This is a genomic window from Ferrimicrobium acidiphilum DSM 19497 (assembly GCF_000949255.1).
In the GTDB taxonomy this organism is placed as follows: Bacteria; Actinomycetota; Acidimicrobiia; order Acidimicrobiales; family Acidimicrobiaceae; genus Ferrimicrobium; species Ferrimicrobium acidiphilum.
In genome coordinates this window covers 13,505-36,900 of record NZ_JXUW01000022.1, presented here as the reverse complement: position 1 = coordinate 36,900, position 23,396 = coordinate 13,505, and the positions used below count along the sequence as shown (strand labels likewise).

The window sequence follows — 23,396 nt, the reverse complement described above, 5'->3', positions numbered from 1 at the left end:
ATCTGATCCACCCAGAAACCGAGAAGACCGACCAAAATAGATATGGAAGGAAATCACATGAAGGGCAAGAAACACGCCTCTTAGCCCAATACCACTTAGTTAAGGTCATCTTGTGCATGAACTCGGTTCATGCCAAGAGTCGGTCAGGTCAAGGTTTCCGATGGCGAGCGTCTCACGGATCGGATAGCCATCGGGGTATTGACCTCGATGTTTCCACCAGCGCTCATCGACGAGGTAATCCAGGGGGCTGGGAGGGTAGAGCAACGTCACCGGTTGCTCCCAGCGCGGGTGGTGGTGTATTTCACCCTTGCGATGTGCCTATGGGCCGATGAGGGTTATGAGGAGGTTGCCCGGCTACTCGTCGGTGGCCTACAGCATATGGCTCGCTGGCGAGGAGACTGGCAAGTGCCGAGCTCTGGGGCACTGACACAGGCGCGTGCCCGGCTCGGTGGTGGGGTGATGAAGATGTTGTTTGAGCGGATTGCCTCACCAACGGGTACCGAGTCCTCGCCCGGCTCGTGGTGGCGGGGCTTACGGCTCGTAGCGATCGATGGGACCGTGTTTGACCTACCAGACACCGAGGCGAACTCGGCTCACTTTGGTCGACCGGGGAGTAGTCGGGGTGAGATGCAAGGGGCCTTCCCACAGGCTCGGGTGGTAGCACTCGTCGAATGTGGAACGCACGCGATTATCGGTGCCAAGATCGGCGCATGCTCTACGGGAGAGACCACCTTGGCTCGTTCGCTGTTCAAGAAGCTCAACAATGAGATGCTCCTCCTCGTCGATCGGGGTTTTAGCGGTTATGACCTGTGGCAAGGAGCGGCAGCTACTGGTGCTGTGCTGGCGAACTAAGTCCAACATGGTCCTTCCGGTGACGACATTCCTAGAAGATGGATCCTACCTGTCGGCACTTCGCCCGCCGAAGGGCAATCCCGGCAAACTAATCACCGTCCGGGTCATCGAGTACACCCTGGCGCACCCTTCTCGCACCAAAGGCGAGGCTCCGATCCGTCTCATCACCACCCTGCTTGACCCGGCCCAGGCACCCGCACTCGAGCTAGCCGCACTCTACGGTGAGCGATGGGAAGAGGAGAGTGCGTTCGACGAACTAAAGACCCACCAGCGAGGTGCTGGCCGGGTGCTACGGTCCAAATCACCGGACATGGTCACCCAAGAGATCTACGCCCACCTGCTTGTGTACTACGCTATCCGAGCCCTGATCAATGCTGCTGTTGAACCTCAAGAACTCGACCCGGACCGGGTCTCGTTTCTGGCCTCTCTGCGGGTCATTCGCCGCCAGGTCACTGACCAGGCGGCCTTTCCCCCCTGACCGTTTGACGAGGGCCATCTCGGAGACGATCACTGAGATGCTTAGGTGGTTAAACAAGCGCAGACTGCGGGCAAATCCAAGGGTGATAAAGCGGAAGATGTCGAAGTGGCCACCGAAACGTGCCCATCAGCGCAGTCCGGCTCACCCACAAGCTCATCCACGCGACACCATCGTCATCGCCGGTCCCTCTCTGTACCTCACCACAGAAACGTCAATCTACCGACGTTGGTGGGCTTGGACCTCAATTAAGTGGTATTGGGCTTAGAGGCACCTTCCCAAGATAACAAAGGGCCAAGCTTGGCACTTCAAATAGGTCGTGGAACTCCAAGGGGCTATGATCCCGCAACTGAACGGCTTGTTCGCACTGTGGAGACACTGGACTGGGTAACGTGTGGCCGGATCTTCGTGCGTCGAAATCGCTGGCTGTATCGGTGCTTCACCACGTCCAAGAGCCAGGGAGAGGAGGCAAAGGACGCCGAGCCAGTCTTCCTTGGCGGCATGGCGGGGTTGTCTGGCTTCTCAACACTGAGAGCTTGGGGTTCTGCCCGTTCGAGCCTGATCGGCCTGGCATAGTCACAAGGGCTCGCCGGGATCAAGCGCCATCCCACTGCTGCTTTGCACGCCTGGGAGAGTACGACTCGAATGAGACGACGTGAACGAGTTGACAGACCGGACTCTGCGAGTTGACCTACAAAGGAACCAACTATGGCAGGCGTGAGTCGTTCTAACCGAAGAGAACCCAACCCTTCCCTGATGTCCCTCGTAGCCCGTTCATACCCTGCCAATGTAAATCCGCAATGTCGGCTTGCGAGTTTTGAGCCATCGGGTGAGCACCGTGTCTATGGTCGTTGCTGAATTCCCGATGACACCTGCGTTACGGGTGGCAGCGAAACTTAGCGGGTGCTACTTCGGCCTGTGGCTTGGTGCTACACCTCTTGGATCGAGTAACCGCTCGACCATCTGGTCCAGTCCACTTCAGGAGGGCACGCCATTGGTCACCGTAGCGGTAGATACTCCCCTCGCCGAGTGTCCTACGACATAGGATTCGATCATTGTATCCGATTGCCGATGGGGGTTGCGGGGTGAGGTGAAGTGCTTCATCATTAAGAGCGTACGCCCTGGTCGGATCGGTTGATCGGGACTCTGGTGGGATAGTGGGACTGCATAGCAACCAACGGACAAAACACCCATGCAAGAGAACAGTTACCGTACTTTGTCAAGTCTCGTCAGCGCTCAGCTGCAATTTTGGGCCCAAAGGTTGCACCGTCGTGGGCAAAGACCACCCGCACGGGATCGAACTGCTCGATACGTTCGAGCCACTCGGGCCAGGGTGCTAAACGCCGGTCGAGCTCAGGATACACCTGGTGGGCTAGGTGCGCGCTCGCATATGCAGATGCGTCTCCGGCCAGCGGTACAGAGGTCGTCATTGAGAAGTCCATCGCCTGCCCCGCCACGAGAAGAGCGCCGTCATCGGCGCACACGGCAACAGACTGATGGCCTCGACTGTGACCGGGGGTGGGGAGCACGACGATACCATCTGCGATCTCAGCCTCCCCAGTGATGGGGTCATAGTGTGCGCGGTCGAAGTCAATGAGCTCTGGAAAGGTGTAGTTAACTCCCCTTGCGTCTTCAAGCTCCGCCGACTGGACGATGATTCGCCGGCCAGCCATGCGAGGGTTTGCACCGCAATGGTCGAAGTGCAAGTGGCTATTCACGATGACATCGATATCATCGATGCTGCATTCTGCCTCTCGACAGGCGAGATCGAGGGACCTGCGCTGTGGTTGGTAATACGCCTCGGTCTCGGGGTCCGCCGCACCGATGCCGGTGTCGAACACCACAGTCATCTCGGGGTGCTTGATAAGGTAGCCATATACCGGTTCCACCCGGGGCTGACCGCTGCCGGTCTCGGTAGCCGGACGTACAAAGAAGCCAAAGTCGAGGCGGCGGACGTCGTCGATACGAGCGAGTTTGGTCATGACGATTGGTCCTCAGCGTGGAGCAACTCGATCACCGGAGCGAAGCCCTCGATGTCGCGCACCACATAGTAAGAGATCCCCCAGCGTTCTCTACAGGCGAAGAGGTGCGCTGCGATCTCGTCGTGAGTGCCGAGTGCTAGGAATGGAGTCGAGAGTGCGTGATCGACCTCGAGACCGGGAACCTCGGCGGCCAACTCTTCGGCTGCCTTGCGGCGATCGTCGGTAACGACCACAGCCTGGACTAGCGCATTCAATTCGAGGTGCCCGGCTCGCTCACCGGCCTGCTCGGCGATCCAGGTGACGGTGGCATCGAGACGCTCCGGATCCCAACGTACGGCGTGGGCGTTGCCGTCGGGGAGGGTAACCCCGAGCATGGTGAGCCCAATGATGTCGGCCGTGCGTGCGGCATGAGCGAGACCGGCTCGTCCGTTTACTCCAACAAGAATCGGGACGTGATTTTGAAGCGGCTCGATAGAGGTAAAACCACTCAAGTCGTAGTATTCGCCATGATGGTCCACCTGCTCACCGTCGAGGAGGCGACGAAGGATGTCGACAGACTCGGCGAGGCGACGCTTGCGTTGTTGGGGTGGATCGAAGCTGATAGACGTCGCGTGGTACTCGGGAAAGGCGTGCCCAGCACCTATCCCGACCTCAAGACGTCCGGCTGAGAGCCGATCCAAGGTCGCGAGACGTTGGGCCAAGATCCCTGGGTGATGGAGGTCGTTATTCAGCACCAGTGGGCAGAGTCGGATTCGTTCGCTCCAAGCCGCAGCGAACGCGAGCGCTTCGAGGACTGATAGGTGTCGTCCAAGGTGGTCGAAGGTGCAGAACACATCGAAGCCGGCCGCCTCTGCCGCCTGTACCTGTTGGCGAAGTATAACGGGGGCATCGGTTCTCGTCTGATAGCCAAAGCGAAACGCGGTCATCCTAGGTATGCTATCAGGTTGATATCCAGATAGCAACCAGCTAGACTTTAGTGCTATGCCCGAAAATCGCACCGCGCTGTTTGTCCGCATCCCGGTATCCCGGGCTCGCCAACTCGACTCCCGAGCGCACGCCCTTGGGCGTACCAAGCAGGACCTCGTTAACGATCTACTCGAGTCGGCGCTGGCAGCTGGCGAGGTTTCAGCAGTTGAGGACGGACCAAAGGATATCCCTGATGAGGTGCTCACCCTCGTCGAGCTCGCTGAACTGTTAAAGCTTGACGACAATGCCGTCTTGGTACGTGTTCACTCCGGAGAGCTGCCCGGCCGACGGTTCGGTAGCGAGTGGCGCTTCTCACGTCGCGCAGTTCTCGACTGGCTCGACGGCCATGACGCTCCAGAGCGCAGACCGCCGGGTTTCGCCGGGTCATCCTCGCATATCGTCGGACACAGCGCTGAAGGTGTCTAGGGGCGATGACGCTTCACCTCCAGGTACATGGAGATGGGGGCGATCCGCTCGTCGTCTTGCCCTCTTTCGGTTTTGATCACACCTCCATGGCTGCTGCGATCGAGCCTGCTTTCACCGAAGTATCCGGTTGGCGCCGCCTCTATGTCGATCTGCCGGGAACCGGTGACTCGCCGGCGCACTACCCACCCCGATCCGACGCAGTACTCGACGCGGTCGTCGCTACTATCCAAGCTGAGCTCCACTACAGACCCTTCGCTATACTCGGCTGGTCCTACGGAGGCTATCTTGCAGCGGGTGTTACACGTCGACTCCCTGACCAGGTAGGTGGCCTAATGCTGGTTTGCACTGGTTTTAAGATCCGACCTTGGGACCGCGATCTCTCCGGTGTACTCGCATCGAACCCCCACCCGGGGTGGTTGGATTATGTGCCTTCTCATCTTCGCGAACATTTCAGCCACGCCGTTGGCCTCCAGACTGGCGAGGTTGCCGATAGGGTTGTCGCGGCACTAGACGGTAACGCGCCGAGCGACGATGCCTATCTCGCATCCCTACGAGCAGATGGCTTCGCTCTCTCGGATGAGGACGCAGCTACTGTGTGCAACGCCCCGGTCTGCTTCGTAGCCGGCCAACGAGACCGCGTCGTCGGGTACGCCAGTCTCTCCGATGCTCTGGGAAACTACAACTATGCCAGCTACACATGCATCAGCAGTGCTGGTCATTACCTCCCCTTGGAACAACCTACCGTCTTTGCAGCAATCACCAGGGGCTGGCTCGAAGAGTGCAAGGCATTTCTTGGCCCCTTCAACGAATGATCGGTATCGCCCTCGCTTGATACTCGAGAACCTCTCAGCGAGGAGTTGCAACGAAAAACGCTTCAAGGCCAGCCGCGCGGGGTCTTCGACCCCCATGTGGGGAGATGTCAAAGACCGAGGCGTAGATCCTGTTGTCCGGGCTCCTGGCGGACAGTAATAGCCAAGCCCAACGGCGCTGTTCCCGGAGGCAAGTTCAAGTTGGTCCGCCTCAGATAGCCGAGGCACAAGAACGCTCTCTCAAGCGTGAAACACGACGACAAATATGCAATGTCGGGGGATGAACCAAAGGCTCCGGCCATCTGGGCCAACCCGCAGTAGCCGGTAGTTTCCACACCGAGAATCCTGCGGTTGTGGAGGCCGTCACCGCATCAGCGAATCCCTCGCAGACCGAACGTTTCGCATTATCAAATGCGCTCACGTCCATCTAAGGCGGCACAACGCCGGCAACAGGATACTGCTATACGCCGACGATCTGGTAACCGCTTTCGACCAATTCGATCATAACATTGCCCGCGGGCTCAAGCTCAATGCCACGGCCGGTGATAACTTTCTCATCGAGACCCATCTGCTCCACGTTGGCGGGGCACGCTTGAACTGGGACCTCCGACTTGCGGAGATCTTCGAGTACTGCTACTACCGCAGGAATGGAGGACTCACCTAGTGCAACGCCTGGTCCGAAAAGGTAAACCCGAGTATCCTGGGCGCGATTCGCCCGTAGGCGTTGTGCAAGTCGAAGACCCGACAGGGCCTTGTCTGCTTGATCAGGGCCAGCTGTTATCCAAAATGCAATTTTTGTCATCTCCCCAGTCTACCCCATAGGGTATAAGAAATCGCCCTACTCCCTGTTAGAGCCAAGGATGCGTTAATGAAATGCAGAACGCCCCCTGCCAACTCAATCAAGATTGACATCATGACACAGCTGTACTGCAATCAAAACTTCAGAGCAAGGAGTTCCTAAATCGATAGCCAGTCAATGCCGCCATCTCCACGTGGAACACATGCCGCGCAATCCCCACAAGTAGAATCGGCACTCCTTGTCTCTCAATCCCAGTTGATAGCCGCAACTCGACGATACAACCCGCATAAGTACTTGCACGATGGCGCTCTAATGGTTGACCAAGTATGCGTCGCCCATTCTCTTATTGTTAAGACGACCCTGGAGCAGAAGATGCTCCACGCAGACAACAATGCTTGTATTTCCTCCCACTCCCACATCCACATGGATCGTTTCGGCCGACATCCGGCCAAATGACCGGTTCTCCGTTGTCAAGTGCTGCAACTTGGGCCATGATTTGCGTAATAGGGAGCCTCCGGGCGGCTAAGGCTACCATCCGTCTCATGTAGGAATCGATGTGTTCATAGAACCGACGATATCCACCGCAGAGATAGTTGAGACCGTCCTCGCCATTGGGTGCGACTGCAAATCGATCCTTTGGACATCCACCATTGCAGACGAACCTAACTGGACACTCCCTGCAGATCGAGGGGAGTCCATCCCGTTTGAAGGTACCAAATGCGCGCTGGGATGGCGATTCAAGCAGCGCCGCCAGTCCGTCATCGACTCGTCCCAGACGGTGCTGCTCGTCGACGAAATGATCGCACGAGTACACGCTGCCATCATGCTCCATCGCCAACACTCTGCCACAGGTCTCAGCCATCACGCATAGATGCGCCTCCTGTCCTGACCAGACAAGAAGGCTCTCCAGGAAATTCTGCACCCCAACTCGCCCAACATCGTGTCGTATCCACTCGTCGAAAATCGTACAGAGAAAATCCCCCAAAGCCTCCGGGTCGACAGACAACGCATCTGCTCCACCATCGGCGGCCCGTCGAACGACCGGCAAAAACTGTAACCAGCTGACATTTTGCTCACGAAAGAAACGGTAGATCGCGAGTGGATGCTGTACTGTAGCCGAGTTGACCGTACATAACACATCCGGCTCTATGCCATGAGCCCTTAGGACGTGCAGGCCACGCATCACCCGCACATGACTACCACATCCAGACTTATCCCTTCGAAGAGAATCGTGTAAATAAGCTGGTCCGTCAATACTTATCCCCACCGTAAATTGGTTAGCCGCCAAGAACTCAGCCCAGCGGTCATTGAGCAGAGTTCCATTGGTTTGAATATTGTTGAGTGCGCTCCAGCCTGCTGGCAGGTAGCGCTGCTGGAGCGCTACTATCCGCCTATAGAAATCGATTCCAGCTAACGTCGGTTCACCTCCATGCCAAGAAAACTGAACATACGGACCGACACTACTTTCGATATTGGTGCGAATATAGGTCTCTATCACCGACTCAGAGGCTCGAAAGCGCTCTTGCGAGCCGAACAACTCAGTCTTCTCGAGGTAATAGCAGTAGTCGCAGCCGAGGTTACAAATTGGCCCGGTGGGCTTGGCCATAACAGCGAATGGCTCATTAGCGGCGCTAGTGACAACAGCTTCGGTATCGAGACTCATGTAGCAACAATATCGGCTTCAACTCCTGATAACCATTCAAGACCAGAAGGAGTTGGGGTGAGTCGGGCAACGATATCCGTCAGTATCTAGCACATAAGTTCACCCGCGCTCGGGCGTGGTGCCCATCCGCCCGAGCTACAGCAAGACCACCGAATGCTCTGGTCATTCACCAGCATCCACACTCCCTATTGCACCGACTATCGCCTCATCCGGTCTTGTCAGGACAAGAAACCCAGGATGACACATCAGTGCGCAGTTCAATAGACAGCGAAGCGATGCTGACCCTCCTATGGAGCCCGATCACGACCTCAATGGCTCACACATTCCCGAGACCGCTCGCCCACCGCAATCTGACCTCCGGTTGCACTGTGGATGTCACCGACCACTACCGATGCAAGTAAAATCAGAAAGCTTCCCACTATCTGTAACGGATCGGCCCGTTTGCACGCTTCCCTCTACAGACTCCCGCGCGGGACGAATGGCACAGACAAAGTCCGCAAGGACAGAAAGGAGAACGTTATGTTAATAAGCTTTATCTCCGGAAAGAGCCTCGTCGCCGCATCATTATTCCTCACTGGAGGTCTTGGCACGGTTGCAATTGTACATGCAAATGCACATGCGCGTATCGAGGCTACCGATGTAACCGCGAATACTTCACAATCCGCGAGCTCCACCCAGAACCAATCGACCACCAATCAGAGCACCAGTGGTACTACGAGCGCTACCATCAATCAAGGCTTGGCCAGCGGTGCAAGCATCCACGGCCTCTGTGTTGCCTACAAAGCACACATGATGGCAAGTGGTGGAGCGAGCGCCGGCGTCATGACTCAGCTGGCACATTCGAAGGCATTCGTAGAGCTGGCCGACCTCGCTACCGCGAAGAGTGAGACGGTAACTACATTCTGCGCAGCCCAAGCCGGCGTCTCGATGACCGCGATACCTAATGGTCACGCGAACGCAACCGCTCACCATGCAGTAAAGGTGCATAACCCCATAGTCGCTTCTAATAACTCTTCAGCGAGCATCGCGCTGAAGAATCGACCTTAACCCACCCATGCGGTCCAACGGGTAGACAGTCGGTGTATGGGTCTTCGTGATCTACATCGAACTGTCTACCAGTTGGGCAAGCTATATTTTCCCCAATGAGCCGACCGGACCAGAAAGGTCCGGTCTCTTGCATTCTTACCCAGAAGTATCATCCGCTAGTCAAGAGTGAAGTGGGAATCCCATCCGGAAACAGCCTTCACACCCAAAGCGTTCTCCAGTCAACGATCTATCAACCGAGGTAGCGCCGACAACGACCAAGAGGCTCGAACCCGATCCGCTCACGCGGACATTGGGCGGAGCCTCTCAATCATTTCGAAGGGTTAATACAGCTTGGCTAGAGTACTCGCTGGCTCAGTGAATACCGTCTTCAAGCCACCGGAGGAGGTGAACTTCACTACCTCGAAGGACGAGAACACATTGTGATACTTGTTGAAGTTTTCGTTTCCGCTAGCTCCTTGATAGTTGATCTTTGTTCCCTTTTTCAATAACGCAGCACAGCTCGTATAGGTATAGCACTTCGTTCCAGGCGGGTTAGACACCTTCGTGATGAAGGGGCGCCATACGGTTGGATTCGACGAATGTGCAGCATCCATGGCGAGAGCCGCGATGATAACCGAGTCATACATTGCTGGTGATGCAGGCAATGGCTTATTGGTATGCCAAACCGCCTGATAAGCACTCAAGAACGCCGCGTTCGACTGTGCATACGCTGGTGGCGCTGCCATTCCGGACAACCACTTCGAAGCATTACTGAGTCCCATCGCCTTTGCCATCTGCGTAGAGGCTCCGGTATCGCCGGTTATGAACGGAATATTTAGATGCCCCAACTGACTAACGTTGGCAAAGAACGTACTTGCCGTCTGTGGATCCATGTGGAAGAAGACACACTGTGGCTTCTGCGCCCCAGAGAAGATCTTCGCGACCGAAGACAGATACGAACTCTGGCCAGCAACAATGGTTGTGTTAGACACTATCTTGCCGCCTAGCTTCTGATAAGCCCTGGTAACCGGTCCCACCTCTGCCTGTGCATTTGGCCCAGAATCATAGACCTCTGCAGCAAAGTGACAACCCTTGCCCTTGTAGGCATAGTATGCCTCACCCGAGAGGAGTTCAGAGTCGGATGGGAAGACACGGTATACATACGGATACTTCATGTAGTCAAGCTGGGTAGTGCCTCCCTCCATGAGATCGACCACATGGTCCGGGCCAAATTGGCGGATCACGCCTTCTATCTCAAGTGATGACGGTCCAAAAATGACTGCCGGGTTGTGCAGCAGCAAAGTGTGGAATGCGGTCACCGCGTCAACCGGGTCACCTGCCGTATCTGCCAATGTCCCGTTAATCTTCGCCCCGAGAACACCCCCACCATGGTTGACCGCATAGAGGCCAGCCTCTACACCATGATCGAACCACTGACCGACGAAAGCCTCCTTACCGCTCATCGGAAGAAGAATGCCGGCCTGGATAGTTCCGCTAATGCCCTTACTCTTACTACTTGTAGTGCTCGAACTACTGCTGGTGCTACCGCACGCCGCCATCGTCATAGCTCCGAGAGCGAGCAGGCTCGTGCCAATGAACTTGCCTCTTCGAACCCTCATTCCCCGCACCAACTTCTTATGCCACATGTACTTTATCCCCCTTTGCTTTCCACTCTCACCCGTTCTAGGTTGAGACTTATGTCAGGCTCTCTGCTCTGCAGAAGCGCCCAAGAATATGCCAGCCAGATCCAGCTTCCTAAGAACCTCTGGTGCCGCATGATCATGATTACGACCAGCGACAATGATGTAGACATGGTCCGAACTGTCAAGCGCACGATCCACGTTCTGTTCCACTACAACAACGCTGGTTCCTAGCTCACTTATGGTCGCGATCTGAGACCAAACAACCTCGACGTTGGCCGGCGATAAGCCAGCCGTTGGTTCGTCGAGCAAGATAACCTTTGGTTCCGCCATAAGTGCGCGTGCCATGCCAAGCATGTTTCGCTGTCCACCGCTCAAAAGCCCCGCCTTCTTCCCCTTTGCCGGCTTTAGCTCAGGAAAGATATCCCAAACATCATTTACCCGAGCGCGGAAGCTCTTCGAGCTCACGAAGCTGCCGAGCTCAAGATTCTCCTCGACAGACATAGAGGGAAACACGTTTTCATTTTGAGGAACATAAGCAACGCCAGCGCGCGCGAGCCGATGCGTGGGCACGTTCGTAATATCGTCCCCATCGAGTTGAATCGTCCCAGCCATCCTTGGTAACAAGCCAAACACCGCTTTGAGAAAGGTCGACTTTCCTGCCCCGTTGGGGCCAACTATGGTAACAACTTGCCCTACGCCAACCTCCAGGCAAACCTCTTGGACGATCGGGATTTTCCCGTACCCGGCGGTGAGCTGATCAACCTTTAGTACTTGCACCAACGGTACCTCCTGTCAGGTAAGCAGACACGACTTCAGTATCCATCCGCAGCTCAGCCATGGTTCCTCGAGCAAGCGTGCGGCCCACAGCGAGTACGACAACATGATCGCAAATACGCTCGACGACGTCGAGGTTGTGCTCGACCATGAGGAACGTGTAGCCGCTCTCCTCCTTCAAACGAAGCATGTGCTCGCCAATACGCGATATCAATGCAGGATTTATACCCGCCATTGGTTCATCAAGAATGAGCATCTTCGGATCAGCCATCACCGCTCGTGCCAGCTCCAGCAGTCGCTTCTGTCCTCCACTCAAATTGCGCGCATACTCATCACGCATCGCATAGAGACCAAAGTCATCAAGAATCTGCACTGCCTTCTCAACCAGGTCGCGCTCCTCCTGCTTGTAGCGACCACGTCGAAAGAGAGCGGTAAAGAGGTGCTCCCCCGTTTGATTCAGAGGAGAGACCATAAGATTCTCGAGCACGGTCAATGCAGGATACTCACGCGAGATCTGGAAGGTGCGAATGAGACCGTGTCGAGCGACCTGGAACGGCTTACGCCCTGTAATCTCGGCACCCTGAAAATGGACATGGCCCGCGTCCGGATGCAGCGCCCCGGCGATGAGATTCACCACTGTCGATTTACCGGCCCCATTAGGTCCGATAAGTGCGGTAATAGAACCCTCTTGTACGTCGAACTCAGCCCCACGCACCGCCTGTACTCCGCCGAAGCTCTTCTCTAATGCGACAACCGAAAGGATCGGTGCGACCTGATCCATCATTACTCCTCCCCTCCGGCAACAACAGTCTCCCTTTCGAGCGAGGCTCTGGAGTTACTCAGCGGCAGCTCGAAGAACTTGGCCTTCCGTTCAGGAAGCACTCCCTGAGGGCGGAAACGCAACGTCAAGATCACCAAGGCGCCTATACAGATATTTCGGATCTCAGGTATCAAGCTAGGAAAGCCGCTGATACTAGGCAGGAAGCGCGTAGCCTCGTTGAACAGCACCGCCACTAGGAACGAACCGACAACAGCTCCCTTGTTGTTGCCCATGCCGCCAACGATCAGAGCAGCCCAAATCACGAAGGTCTCGCTTGGTCCCCAACCAGCAGGGGCCAACGCGGTGATGAACCAAATGGTAAGCACGCCACCAATTCCAACAAACACCGCTCCAATAACCATCGCCATCATCCTGATCCGATAGGTATTCTTGCCAAACGCCTCGGCAACATCGAGATCTTCACGCGTTGCTCGCATAGCCCTGCCGAGCGGCGACTTGTAGAGTCGATTAGCAAGGAACCACAACAAGCCCATGATGATCGCGGCGAAGATCATGAACACCAGGTCGTAGGTGTTCGGAGTGAGGTTCAGAACCCCATTGAAGGGCTGGGGTACTCCGACAAGGCCCTCATAACCATCGAAGAGTTTGGTGTTGTTTCCAACCAGCCCATAGATGATCGACCCGGCAGCTAGGGTAACAATCGCTAGATAGTCAGAACGCAGCCTGCGAAGTGCAATCAACCCCACTAGGTAGCCAAGAATTCCAGCACTGGCTGCACCCATTATGAAGGCTAATGGCCATGGAAGTGAGAGGCCGAGAATATAGTAAATTTGCGTTCCTGGTTGAGCTGGCGCCAACGACCCCACACCGGCCATATAAGCACCTACAGCCATGAAGGTGATGACCGTAAAATCAAGGATCCCGGCGTACCCAAATTGAATGTTCAGCCCGATGCTGAAAATATTGTAGATACAGAAATAGACCCCAAGAGTGGCAAGATAACCGATAAGTATTGTCACGCCTCTACCTACGCCTTTCCAGCTATTGCAAAGATACCTTGCGGACGAATCAGCAACACGATAACGAGGACAGCGAAGGCAACATCCACGTTGTACGCCGACGAGATCACTAGGCTAGAGAGACTCACCACAACCCCAATGATGAGTGCACCGAGCATCGCACCATATATCTTTCCGATGCCTCCTAAGATGACAGCCGCAAAGATGACGAACAAAAAGGTGTTGCCCGTAAACACCTGAAACTCCACGGTGTTGAGCGCGAGGGCAATGCCTCCAAGACCAGCCAAACAACCGGTCAAAAACCATGTCCACAAAGTCGTAGCATTGATATCGATGCCGCTCGTCTGCGCGAGCATCTTATTATCAGACATTGCCCTCATGGCCTTCCCGAGCCGCGATCTGGTCAGCAGTAGGTGAACAAGACCCAGGGCAACGATGGCGACGCCAATCACCTCAAGCTGCGCCGCTGTAACGCTGAAGGGTCCAATCGTCAATGGCTTGCCTTGCGCTATCGAATAGCGATCGAAGCCGACCCCCCAAATAGCCTGTGCGAGATTGAGCAGTATTAGTTGAAGTCCGAAGGTGACGATCAACAGGAAGAAGCCTGTCGTACCTCGCTTGACAAAGCGCTCCAGAACCAGCACGTCAACGACTACTGCAACAACACCCGACATCAGCACCCCTATGAGCGCCCCTAAAAGGAAGGGCAAGTGAAAGCTGACTGTGCAGGTGTAGGTCACATACATGCCAACCGCCAGGTACGCACCGTAGGCAAAGTTGACATAGTTAGTAACCCCAAACTGAAGGCTCAATCCCACCGAAGCGAGCGCCAGAACAGCGGCAGTCACTATGCCGAAGCCAAAGGTCAATAAGAACAGATGCACCTTCCCCCCTCTGTTTGATAGCTATGTTTTATTCCTACGAAAACAAGTTTTCACATTGTGTACACAAAGTACTCCTAGAGTTCATTGATTGTCGTTCTGCTCATTGTGTTCACTGCGTCAAACAGCAACAGTGCGACGCAGACATGCTAAAGAACCAAATTCATCGCCTACACTTGATACCCCTAGATGCGACTGATGATACCACCTTGTGCCGTCAAGAGTCTGTTCCAAAACCCCGACAGACGTTAAGCAGTGGAAGAGGTTGTACCCCATCGGGCAGCATGGATGTCCCGGGTGTCTAGATAGCAGTATGCATGTCCCGGGTGTCTAGATAGCAGTATGCATGTCCCGGGTGTCTAGGTATAGGGGTCAGAGCCAGCGACTTTTGGCTCTCACGCTCACCGCGCCTGGCTACGAAAATGGTCGATACTTTAGCCACACTCTACCCAGGTACGGTAGAGTGATTAGACTGGTTACCCCGTAGTTCATCATTCCACCGGGGGGTTGTGGGCGGGCCATCTGGGGGCATTCGCAAGTAGAGGAGTGCGGTGTGGATAGATACCGACAGAGCCGTATGACCATGAAAAGGCGTCTAGCTCTTATCCAAACTGCGATCCTGCTGGTGGTCATCCTGACAGGAGTGGTCTGGTTCCGCGGATCGATAAAACCAAACACATCCCGGTACACAATGGCAGCTGAGCTCGCCGTAAGGGCACTCGCAACCGACTCATCGCTGGTGAAACTCACTCACAATCACAAGCAATTGCCATCGCTCATGACCACCATACTGGCCGCTACTAACGCCGCCGGTGCCGCTATCGTAAATAACAACGGCGTCGCCTTGGACGGCGCTGGAGATTTCAAGACCGGAGAACTTATATCCGTCCCATCATCGACCAAGGCAAGTGTCCTTAGCCAGACCGTTGGCAGTGAGGTGATCGTATCGGCGACTGCTCCCCTCGTTGACACAGTATCGCACGACCGCATCGCGCTCAAGTTGGTCTACCGAATTCCACGGAGCGAGACAATTATGCTAGTAGTACACTTACTTGAAGCACTGGTAGTTGCGATGGCGGTTGGGCTCTTCCTCAGCTGGGGAGTCGGGCGATGGATCCGCAACCAAACATTTGGACTCGAACTTGACGAGCTCAAGGAGCTGATTCAAGAGCAGGAGGCGATGTTTCACGGCATCCGCGAGGGCGTCATTGGGCTTGATGATGATGGTCGCTTCCAGTTCGCCAACTCAGGGGCGGTTCACCTGCTCGATCTTCCCCAGCGTCATCTTCGGCGTCCTGTGCGAGTACTGATACCCGATGGTCGCCTGCAGGCTGCCATCCTTGGAGAGATAAAAGGTCGAGACACGGTAGTCGTGCACAAAGACAGAATTCTCGTTGTAAATAGGCGTTACGTAGAGGCACACGGCAAGCCTCTTGGTTATGTCGTCACCATCAACGACCGTACCGAATCAGAGGCACTTTTACGAGAGATCGATGGCATGCTCGGACTGACAGAGGCGCTGCGAGCTCAGGCCCATGACTTTTCGAACCGAATGCATACAGTCGTTGGACTCATCGAGATGGGGGCGACTCGCGAGGCCATCGAATTCGCCACCGATCTCACCTTGCGCGATACACAGCTAATGGATCGTCTGACCAGCGATATTGCAAACCCGATCATAGTGGCCCTTCTACTCGCCAAAAGTGCAGTGGCCGCCGAACGCAATGTCGAGTTCAGATTGGGCGGTGCAGTTCTTCTCCCCACCGAGCTACCGCATGCGAACGATCTCGTAACAGTGGTAGGCAATCTTCTCGATAACGCCATCGAGGCAACCCAAGGAGTTCCCAACGCTTGGGTAACGCTGCGGCTACAACGCCACCAGACGGAGCTAGTGGTTGAGGTCTCAGACTCCGGCCCCGGAGTGCTTATCGAGGAGCGAGAAGCCATCTTCGTAGACGGCTTCACCACCAAAAAGGTTGGGGGTGGGCTAAGGCGCGGCCTCGGCCTTGCCATGGTACGGCAACTCGTGGAACGCTACCATGGTGACGTCGAAGTCACTCAGGAGGTTGGGGCCTGCTTTCGCGTCACCTTACCGGGCATCTTTGAACCTGAAATGGAAGAACCTGAAATGGAGGAGATGGCCGCACATGCCCAGAACTCAGAGCGCTAGCACTGCGCCCGTGTTCAGAGTCGTTGTCGTCGATGACGACTTTCGAGTGGCAGCCCTTCATCGCGCCGTCGTGGAGCACGTCAGCGGTTTTGAGGTCGTCGCTGAAGCGCACTCTGGAGCCGAAGCCTTGCAGCTAGTCCACGATGTTGAACCAGACCTGGTTCTCCTCGACCTATACCTTCCGGATATACCGGGCCTTGAGGTTCTGCGACGTCTAACCGGATCAGCCGATGATACCGTCGATGTCATCGTAATAACCGCTGCGAGGGATGCTGCCAGCGTGCAGGAGGCGGTGCGTCGAGGAGCGCTCTACTATCTCGTTAAGCCATTTAGCTCACACGTGCTGATGGAACGACTCACTATGTATGCGTCAATGAAACAGAGGATCGAGGCGCTGGCCGAAGCCGACCAAGAAGAGGTCGACACCATCTACTCAATCCTACGCACAGGAGGAAGTAGGCAGCTCCCGAAGGGGCATTCCCCACAAACACTTGGGCTCATCGTCGAGACTCTGCGAAGCGCAGGCGAGGCACTCACAGCCGAAGAGGTCGCGTCCCGAGCAGGTGTCAGCCGTCCTACCGCTCACCGCTATCTGTCGCATCTTGCACGCATCGGGCGGATTCGCCTCGAGTTTCGCTATGGGTCTGGGCGCCCTGAACACCTCTATGAATGGCCCTCATGACCACACGGCGAGCCAGCTGGAGACACTTGATTGAAGATCGCGCACGGCAGGTTGGGCCCAACACAAAAGGCGATCGGCCTTATTGGTCAGGGTAGTCTGGACAAACCCTTGGCAATGACTCAATCTCGACTTTGACGTCATGTGTCTTGGGTCCCACCTCTAGTGGTAGTCTTCTGTCTCAAGCTGAGTCGATAGAATCGATACTCCATGGAGGTCATCGACTCATTCAATTTCCTGATAGGTACGTGGGTTTTCGAAAGGTCGATCACCGATCACCTCACCGGCAACCAGAGCAGTTGTGTGGGTATTGCCAGTTTGACCGAGACCAAGTCGGAACTATCAGATGGCACTCTCCGGCATGGCGACTACAACGAAAACGGTGAGCTTCGTTTAGGAGATCAGGTCGTCCCAACTCGAAGAAGACTTAACTACAGTGTGCAGAACAATTGGAGCGTAAAGCTATTCTTTCTAGACGGACGATTCTTCACCGACCTCGATCTGCGGACCGGTTCGTGGCGCGCAATCCATCAGTGCAGCGAGGACTACTACCAGATCACAACTACAGTCACCTCCGACAACGAAATCTATGAGCACTGGCAGGCTATGGGCCCCAGGAAAAACTTTGTCGCCGTTACCACGCTTTGGCGCCAGAACAAATGTGACTGACAAGAAGCGTTCTCTCATGCGCTGTGGCGAACCATATTCGGCCAGCTAAGTGAAGGTAAGCCGCCGCGAGCAGCGATAGTCTGCACTCAACCAATGAGTTGCAACCCTAACGTTACCATCATAACTCCCCTGCACTCATCAGAAAAAGGAGAGTTGGCTAAGTGACCACATCTCGAGCCTGAACAGAGACTCAACTATAGAGGTGACGGGTTTGGCTGTTCACATCAGCCGGTCATCGGTTCCCCGACAGCAGCATCCAAGCCAACATAAGGGTTGAACTCATCGGAGGGACCCTCCGATCAGGCTCACGCCAGAGTTATCGCGCTACCTCGTTCGGCGAAGATAGGCACCAGTCGCGCTCCGCAAATAGAGGGCACCAATGCCAAAAGCTACGACTATCGGAATAAGCCGCCAGCTTGTGTGGAGATATAGCCCACACACTGCCGCGGCTAGTATCCAGATCAATGAGAGTCCCATCAAAAACGCCGGAGAGGTGTTACGGCGTCCAACACTATAAGATTGCCCACCTAGATCTGGTCTTGCGTGCGACGGTGTCATACAGGTAAGCTAACTGGTCTGGCCAAAGATCAGAGTCAAGGACACTATTGGTTTACCGAGCTTTCACACTCTGGAAACATCTAGCTAAAAATTGCCGAGATAACGCCGCTGTTCCCAGTCACTAACGTACCCCTGCGATGCCTCCACCTCGGCCATCAGGTCCTCGCTGTAACGAGCAATAAGACGATCGTCAAAGCAATCGATCAGTCGATCGTCACCAAGAAGTTGAATAGTCGCCTGCTCTAGACTTCTCGGGAGCTGTGTGGGTGCCGTCTCAACTTGTGCGAGCCCCACTCCCTCAACGCTCTCCTCAAGGGGAGCTGGAAGCTTTGCCTCGCCGATAACGCCAGTCTCGCCGGCGGCCAACAACGCCGCCAGAACGAGGTATGGATTCGCCGATGAGTCGGATCCTCGATACTCAACCGAGATGTGATCTCCATCCGTCAAGCTCAGCCTTACCAAGGCAGACCGACTTGAATGTGCCCAAGTCGCATGGCTCGGTGCCTCGGCTCCTCGGTGAAGGCGTCGATAGGAGTTAATGGTTGGCGCGCTAAAGGCACAGAGAGCGCCGGCATGATCGAGGACACCAGCGACAACCCGCTCCACATGCTCTACCTCAGAGGGATTCGAGCCGGCCAGGATCTGATGAACATGCATCCCGGAACCAGGCAGGTCGTTAAGCGGTCGGGCCATGAAAGTAGCGATTAGACCCTCCTCGTGTGCCATATCGGCGACGACGGTCCGCGCAGTCATTAAACTGTCCGCCAACAGCATGGGTGTTGCTGCCTTCAGGTTGACCTCGTATTGGCCTGGCCCCGCCTCGTGGTGTGCCGCAGTCACCGACAGCCCGAGCGCGCCAAGCTTAAGTGCAGTGCGCTCGAGCAATCGCTCACCTTCGCCTCGTGTATAGGAGAAATATCCATCACCATCTACTGGACTCAGGTCTGGACGCAGGAGATACCACTCGAGCTCAGCAGCTCCCATCCAGTCGGCAGAGACGACCGCAGTGCTGGCCACCATCTGACGGAGCGCGTGACGAGGATCGAGGGGCCATGGCCTCCCTTCATCATCAAATAGATCGCAGATGACTCTCCCTGCATGATCACCGCTTGGCAGCAGCGTAGTTGGATCCGGCCTGAGTACGAGATCGGTCTCGATCATCCGATTACGACCCTCAAGTGCAGACCCATCGACCCGCACTCCTTCGCTCATCGCTCTTTCGAAGGCTGCCTCGGGGATCTGCACGGCACGTGCGGTGCCGCTGAGATCGGCAAACACCAACTTCACCCACGCAAAATGGCCACCGTTTCCAAGCTCCTGAATCACTCGGACATCCTTCCTTCCTACTTGACAATCAAGGCGATCGCGACCACCACTATGATGGCGGCGACAAAGCCAGCAGCAACGAGGCCAGCCTGGCGCAGATAGCTCCGGGTGGTAGTGGGCTGACCCTCCCCCATCGGCGCCTCTGCGGAAAGGTCAAATATCTCTGGACTCACCTTGTTAGGATTAGCAAGATCACCAAGCAGCTCCTCGGCACTCTGATAACGATGTTCCGAGTAACGGCGAAAGCTATGCATGACGATAGCCTCGATCTCGGCTGGAATTGCAGCATTAAGTTCGCGAATCGGTCTGGGAGTCTCTTGCAGATGGCCAGCCATCACTGCCAGCCAACTGTCCCCTTCAAAAGGCACTACGCCAGTTAGCAACTCATACATGATCACTCCCCAGCTGTAGAGATCGCTACGGGCATCGCCACGAAGGCCGCGTATCTGCTCAGGACTCATATAGTCTGGAGTCCCCTGGGCTGGCGTGAAGTGCTTCCAGGTCAAGCGACGGGCACCAAGACTCACGGCACTCCCAAAATCACTGATCTTTACGACCTCTTCCGCAGAGACGATGAGATTTTCGGGCTTGAGGTCACGATGCACAATGTCGTGTGCATGAAGGTAGGCGAGCCCAGAGGCAATCTGCACACCAACTGCGAGCGCTTCATCAAGACTCAATTGCCCTCGCTCATACATCAGTGCACGAAGGCTACGACCTGACGCATACTCATAGACGAAGTAGGGCTCACTCGGCTGCCTTGGTGCTGGCAAGGCCCTCTGAACATTTGGATGATCGAGTGTCAAGGCAAGCGTGCGCTCGCGGTTGAAGCGTGCATAGAGCTGCGGATCGGCGAGGAGCTCAGGGTTCGGGAATTTGATCACCACTTCACCCTCGCTACGGAAATCAAGCGCTAGCCAAACCGTGGCATAAGCACCCTCCCCGAGCAGCTCCTTAAGCACGAAGCCGTCTACTGAATCGCCAGTCTGATGACGGTTCACGACGACCTCTTAAACCAACGGCTTGAGGAGGGGGTCAACTGTATCGAACCCACCTCTCTCTCGACTCGCACAATCATGATCGTTACGTTATCGGGTGCGCCACGATAGATGGCCAACTTGTTCAATTCCTCCACCACATTGGCCACCTGATTCGCCGGGTCACCGTCCTCATTTTGCAGCGCCAGCGCCATCTCCTGCGGTGAGACAAGGTCCCAGAGTCCATCGGAACAAAGTAGAAGAACATCATCCTTGAGGAGTGGTCGCTGGGTAATATCCGGTGTTATGGCGAACTCTCGACCTAAGCAACGGGTTAGTACCGAACGTGCAGGATGACTAGCGGCCTCTGCCGGTGAGATGAGGCCACGACGCATCATCTCACCGACCTGGGAATGATCGGTTGTGAGTTGTTCAACTTTACGCCCACGAATGTGGTAACACCTGGAGTCGCCTACATGGGCCACCAACGCCATATCAGACGAGATCGCCAATGCCGTTAGCGTGGTCGCCATGCCATTTTGATGAGCGCTAAGTGCCTCATCAAAGATCGCCTGATTCGCCATTCGGAAGGCGTTACGGAGCCTTGCCTTCGTCGGCTTGTCGAGGGATGACCGCCAGGCAACAGCCGCCGTCTCTACCGCCAATCGGCTCGCGACCTCGCCTGCTGCATGACCTCCGAGCCCGTCGGCCACCAGAAACAGTGATTCGTTCCGACCCTCATCCGCCTCGATCACAAGCGCATAATCTTCATTAGATTCGCGCACCAGGCCACGATCTGAACGAAAACTCCAGGTCAGACCAGCATTCGCACCCGAATCTAGCATCAGGCCATTACCTCGCAAGCGAGGTTCCTGGGACCAATCTGATGCCTGGGCCATGCCACTCCTCAACTCACCGCTAGCCAATTTATATCTTCACCGCCGAGCCTATCGCGGGTCGGCCAAACTTCCAGGGGGATGATTTGGCCGACCTGCGCCGTGGAGTAAGAACCTCTTTTATTCTGCGATTGCTGACCGCAAGCGCTCCTCGTGGATACTCTCAGCATGGGTACGCATAGGGTTCAAGAGTACCCATACAAGACCTGCTATTACCCACACCGCGACGATGATAATCGCCTTGATCGCGTCTGTAGCTCCACTACCGCCACCTGCAATCGCCAGGTAGACAACACCGACCAGTTCGACAATGTTCATCAACAACCCGAGGCCGGGAATGATCTTCGACTTGAGCAGATGCTTATCATGACGCGAAGCAAAGGCCACCATAGTAATCGCGCAGGTAAAACCGTAGACGAGGAAGGTACCAATATTCGAGGCCAGAGTTATCTGGGTGAGATTGTCAACCGTATGAACACCATAGATACCAATGAGCGCCGAGATGCCTGCCAGAATCCACACACCCGCAGCTGGTGTAGCGAACCTTCCATGCAGGACACCAAGCAACGAAGGAAGCTCCTTATCTCTCGCCATCGAATACGAGAGCCTGACTGCAGTGTTCATGCACGCCAACGTCGTTCCAAGGAGGGCAAGGAGAACCGTGAATGCCACGACCAGAGCCACCGCCACCCCTCCTCCTCCAAATAGGCGGTCGACGACGTTAATCACCAATGTGCCTATCGGTGCTGGGTCACTCCCTGCTGCGGCGAATGGTGCACCGTGCACACCAGCCATCGTCGCCTTACCAAGCACAAGGTTGCTCGAAAAGTACTCAAGTAGGTAACAGAAGCCGCCTTGGATCGCCAGGGCAAGCAGAACTCCACGCTGAATGTCACGTTCGGGCTTCAACGCCTCTGACCCTAGCGACGTGATCGACTCAAAACCAACGAGCAACAAAATGGCGATCGTCGACTGATAGAGCAGGTTCAAAAAATTATGAGGGATCAGCACCCCACCCGCGTTTGGCTGAATATAACCAGCATGTGGATAGTTGATTCGATAGACGATGAAGATCACGCTGATCGCGACCAGGGTGACAATTTGCACGACGTTAATCCCCAGAGCCAACATAGTGGAGCCAGTAATCCCGCGATAGGCTACATATCCCACCAGGGCTGCTGCCGCAATCGCGATAATCGACAGGATTGGCCATCCAAGTTGGCTCCCGTGGTTGAACTCAGCCCAGATGTAGCCCACGATGGTGGCGATGAATGCGATCATGATGCCGGGGTATATCCAATAATAGAGGTGGCTAATCCAGCCGAAAGCAAGCTTGGCCGGGCGTGCGAGTCTCCGATGGCCCTCTGATCGCTTATCGAGGAATGCGGCTTCAGCGAAGTAGTAGGTCGAGCCGGTGCCGGCATTCGGATAAATTCTGGCCAACTGAGAATAGCTCCACGCGGTAAACATCGCCAAGACGAAGGCGAAAAGGAGCCCTGTCCACATCTGCGATCCGGTAGCAGCACCATTGCTCGTTTGGGCAGCCTGTTCTTGAAATGTAGTCCAAAGAAATGCTCCGGGCGCAATAAGCGCCATCCCATTGACAGTAACACCGGTCAACGAAAGTGACCGCTTGAACTCTGGCGGTGAGCCTGGTGGACCTAGTTCTGAAGCCATAATTCCTCCCTTTCTCCTCGACGCGGTATCGAGGTTTGTAGGGAGCCTATCCAATCGTTGTTACACCGTTGTTTCAGCTCTATGAAGGCTTGCGACATAAACTGCCGTCCCGCACACTAGCACTAGTTCCCTTGCCCCGGATGCAGATACAAAGACAGTGACGTCCACCCCGCGTGTGAAAACGGGGCTTCATTTGCTGCTCATGCTGCCTCGGCTGGTTGACGCTACACCGACTCACTGTAGCTCTTGGCGCGTGATGTCCCTCTGTGTTCTGGGATCGCTAATCCTGCGGCAAGTGTACTCTTGACGCATTCTCACCCGCATTGGAGGTGTAACGCTCCATTGACA

At 55.5% G+C, this 23,396-nt stretch carries 20 protein-coding genes and 1 pseudogene; 7 read left to right on the top strand and 14 right to left on the bottom strand.

Annotated features, from left to right (window positions below; translation table 11 throughout):
• Positions 1 to 129: 129 nt before the first annotated feature.
• Positions 130 to 1,330 (top strand): annotated as a pseudogene (locus tag FEAC_RS10230) (IS4 family transposase).
• A gap of 1,226 nt (positions 1,331 to 2,556) precedes the next feature.
• Here the strand turns inward: FEAC_RS10230 and FEAC_RS10220 are convergent.
• Together FEAC_RS10220 and FEAC_RS10215 are read right to left on the bottom strand one after the other, a co-directional pair.
• Positions 2,557 to 3,309, bottom strand: coding sequence for an MBL fold metallo-hydrolase (locus FEAC_RS10220; RefSeq protein WP_035390170.1), 753 nt, complete (start codon positions 3,307 to 3,309; stop codon positions 2,557 to 2,559).
• On the bottom strand, positions 3,306 to 4,235 hold the full coding sequence (locus FEAC_RS10215; protein WP_052566214.1) for a TIGR03621 family F420-dependent LLM class oxidoreductase: 930 nt from the start codon (positions 4,233 to 4,235) through the stop codon (positions 3,306 to 3,308). The genes FEAC_RS10220 and FEAC_RS10215 overlap by 4 nt, the downstream gene beginning before the upstream one ends.
• 55 nt (positions 4,236 to 4,290) lie before the next feature.
• Between FEAC_RS10215 and FEAC_RS10210 the strand changes: the two genes are divergently transcribed.
• Both FEAC_RS10210 and FEAC_RS10205 read left to right on the top strand, forming a co-directional pair.
• Complete coding sequence (locus FEAC_RS10210) at positions 4,291 to 4,701, top strand: helix-turn-helix domain-containing protein (protein ID WP_035390168.1); 411 nt, start codon at positions 4,291 to 4,293, stop codon at positions 4,699 to 4,701.
• A gap of 5 nt (positions 4,702 to 4,706) precedes the next feature.
• Positions 4,707 to 5,513 carry an alpha/beta fold hydrolase gene (locus tag FEAC_RS10205; protein ID WP_052566213.1) on the top strand — a complete coding sequence of 269 codons (807 nt, stop codon included), beginning with the start codon at positions 4,707 to 4,709 and terminating at the stop codon, positions 5,511 to 5,513.
• Positions 5,514 to 5,970: 457 nt separating this feature from the next.
• Here the strand turns inward: FEAC_RS10205 and FEAC_RS10200 are convergent, their stop codons facing one another.
• Both FEAC_RS10200 and FEAC_RS10195 read right to left on the bottom strand, forming a co-directional pair.
• Positions 5,971 to 6,312 (bottom strand): DsrE family protein, encoded by a 342-nt coding sequence (locus tag FEAC_RS10200; protein WP_035390166.1) that lies wholly within the window; start codon positions 6,310 to 6,312, stop codon positions 5,971 to 5,973.
• Positions 6,313 to 6,658: 346 nt separating this feature from the next.
• Positions 6,659 to 7,972: an anaerobic sulfatase maturase gene (locus tag FEAC_RS10195; protein ID WP_052566212.1), complete on the bottom strand. Its 1,314-nt coding sequence runs from the start codon at positions 7,970 to 7,972 to the stop codon at positions 6,659 to 6,661.
• Positions 7,973 to 8,491: 519 nt separating this feature from the next.
• On the opposite strand from FEAC_RS10195, the gene FEAC_RS10190 reads away from it, so the two are divergent.
• Entirely contained in the window at positions 8,492 to 9,019 is a 528-nt protein-coding gene (locus tag FEAC_RS10190; RefSeq protein WP_035390165.1) for a hypothetical protein, read from the top strand.
• Between the two features lie 320 nt (positions 9,020 to 9,339).
• Here FEAC_RS10190 and FEAC_RS10185 read toward each other — a convergent pair whose 3' ends face one another.
• The 5 genes from FEAC_RS10185 to FEAC_RS10165 form a co-directional block, all read right to left on the bottom strand.
• Positions 9,340 to 10,617: an ABC transporter substrate-binding protein gene (locus FEAC_RS10185; RefSeq protein ID WP_035390164.1), complete on the bottom strand. Its 1,278-nt coding sequence runs from the start codon at positions 10,615 to 10,617 to the stop codon at positions 9,340 to 9,342.
• An 81-nt stretch (positions 10,618 to 10,698) separates the two neighbouring features.
• Positions 10,699 to 11,418 carry an ABC transporter ATP-binding protein gene (locus FEAC_RS10180; protein WP_035390162.1) on the bottom strand — a complete coding sequence of 240 codons (720 nt, stop codon included), beginning with the start codon at positions 11,416 to 11,418 and terminating at the stop codon, positions 10,699 to 10,701.
• Complete coding sequence (locus FEAC_RS10175; protein WP_035390160.1) at positions 11,399 to 12,196, bottom strand: ABC transporter ATP-binding protein; 798 nt, start codon at positions 12,194 to 12,196, stop codon at positions 11,399 to 11,401. Before FEAC_RS10175 ends, FEAC_RS10180 begins: the two co-directional genes overlap by 20 nt.
• 2 nt (positions 12,197 to 12,198) lie before the next feature.
• A complete protein-coding gene (locus FEAC_RS10170; protein ID WP_035390158.1) occupies positions 12,199 to 13,215 on the bottom strand; it encodes a branched-chain amino acid ABC transporter permease in 1,017 nt (338 codons plus the stop codon).
• Positions 13,216 to 13,223: 8 nt separating this feature from the next.
• Positions 13,224 to 14,099 carry a branched-chain amino acid ABC transporter permease gene (locus FEAC_RS10165; protein WP_035390156.1) on the bottom strand — a complete coding sequence of 292 codons (876 nt, stop codon included), beginning with the start codon at positions 14,097 to 14,099 and terminating at the stop codon, positions 13,224 to 13,226.
• 550 nt (positions 14,100 to 14,649) lie between these two features.
• Between FEAC_RS10165 and FEAC_RS10160 the strand changes: the two genes are divergently transcribed.
• The 3 genes from FEAC_RS10160 (at position 14,650) to FEAC_RS10150 (ending at position 17,614) form a co-directional block, all read left to right on the top strand.
• The gene (locus FEAC_RS10160) at positions 14,650 to 16,266 is read left to right on the top strand and encodes a sensor histidine kinase (RefSeq protein ID WP_152623190.1); all 1,617 of its coding nucleotides are present in this window, start codon (positions 14,650 to 14,652) and stop codon (positions 16,264 to 16,266) included.
• Positions 16,244 to 16,948, top strand: coding sequence for a response regulator transcription factor (locus FEAC_RS10155; RefSeq protein ID WP_052566209.1), 705 nt, complete (start codon positions 16,244 to 16,246; stop codon positions 16,946 to 16,948). The genes FEAC_RS10160 and FEAC_RS10155 overlap by 23 nt, the downstream gene beginning before the upstream one ends.
• 207 nt (positions 16,949 to 17,155) lie before the next feature.
• Positions 17,156 to 17,614, top strand: coding sequence for a DUF6314 family protein (locus tag FEAC_RS10150; protein ID WP_052566208.1), 459 nt, complete (start codon positions 17,156 to 17,158; stop codon positions 17,612 to 17,614).
• 324 nt (positions 17,615 to 17,938) lie between these two features.
• Here the strand turns inward: FEAC_RS10150 and FEAC_RS15270 are convergent, their stop codons facing one another.
• The 5 genes from FEAC_RS15270 to FEAC_RS10130 form a co-directional block, all read right to left on the bottom strand.
• Entirely contained in the window at positions 17,939 to 18,172 is a 234-nt protein-coding gene (locus FEAC_RS15270) for a hypothetical protein (protein WP_152623189.1), read from the bottom strand.
• Positions 18,173 to 18,256: 84 nt separating this feature from the next.
• Positions 18,257 to 19,498: a glutamine synthetase family protein gene (locus FEAC_RS10145; RefSeq protein ID WP_052566207.1), complete on the bottom strand. Its 1,242-nt coding sequence runs from the start codon at positions 19,496 to 19,498 to the stop codon at positions 18,257 to 18,259.
• Positions 19,499 to 19,515: 17 nt separating this feature from the next.
• On the bottom strand, positions 19,516 to 20,499 hold the full coding sequence (locus FEAC_RS10140) for a serine/threonine-protein kinase (RefSeq protein ID WP_035390154.1): 984 nt from the start codon (positions 20,497 to 20,499) through the stop codon (positions 19,516 to 19,518).
• Positions 20,496 to 21,374 carry a Stp1/IreP family PP2C-type Ser/Thr phosphatase gene (locus FEAC_RS10135; RefSeq protein ID WP_052566206.1) on the bottom strand — a complete coding sequence of 293 codons (879 nt, stop codon included), beginning with the start codon at positions 21,372 to 21,374 and terminating at the stop codon, positions 20,496 to 20,498. Before FEAC_RS10135 ends, FEAC_RS10140 begins: the two co-directional genes overlap by 4 nt.
• A 117-nt stretch (positions 21,375 to 21,491) precedes the next feature.
• Entirely contained in the window at positions 21,492 to 23,048 is a 1,557-nt protein-coding gene (locus tag FEAC_RS10130; protein WP_052566205.1) for an APC family permease, read from the bottom strand.
• Positions 23,049 to 23,396 lie beyond the last annotated feature (348 nt).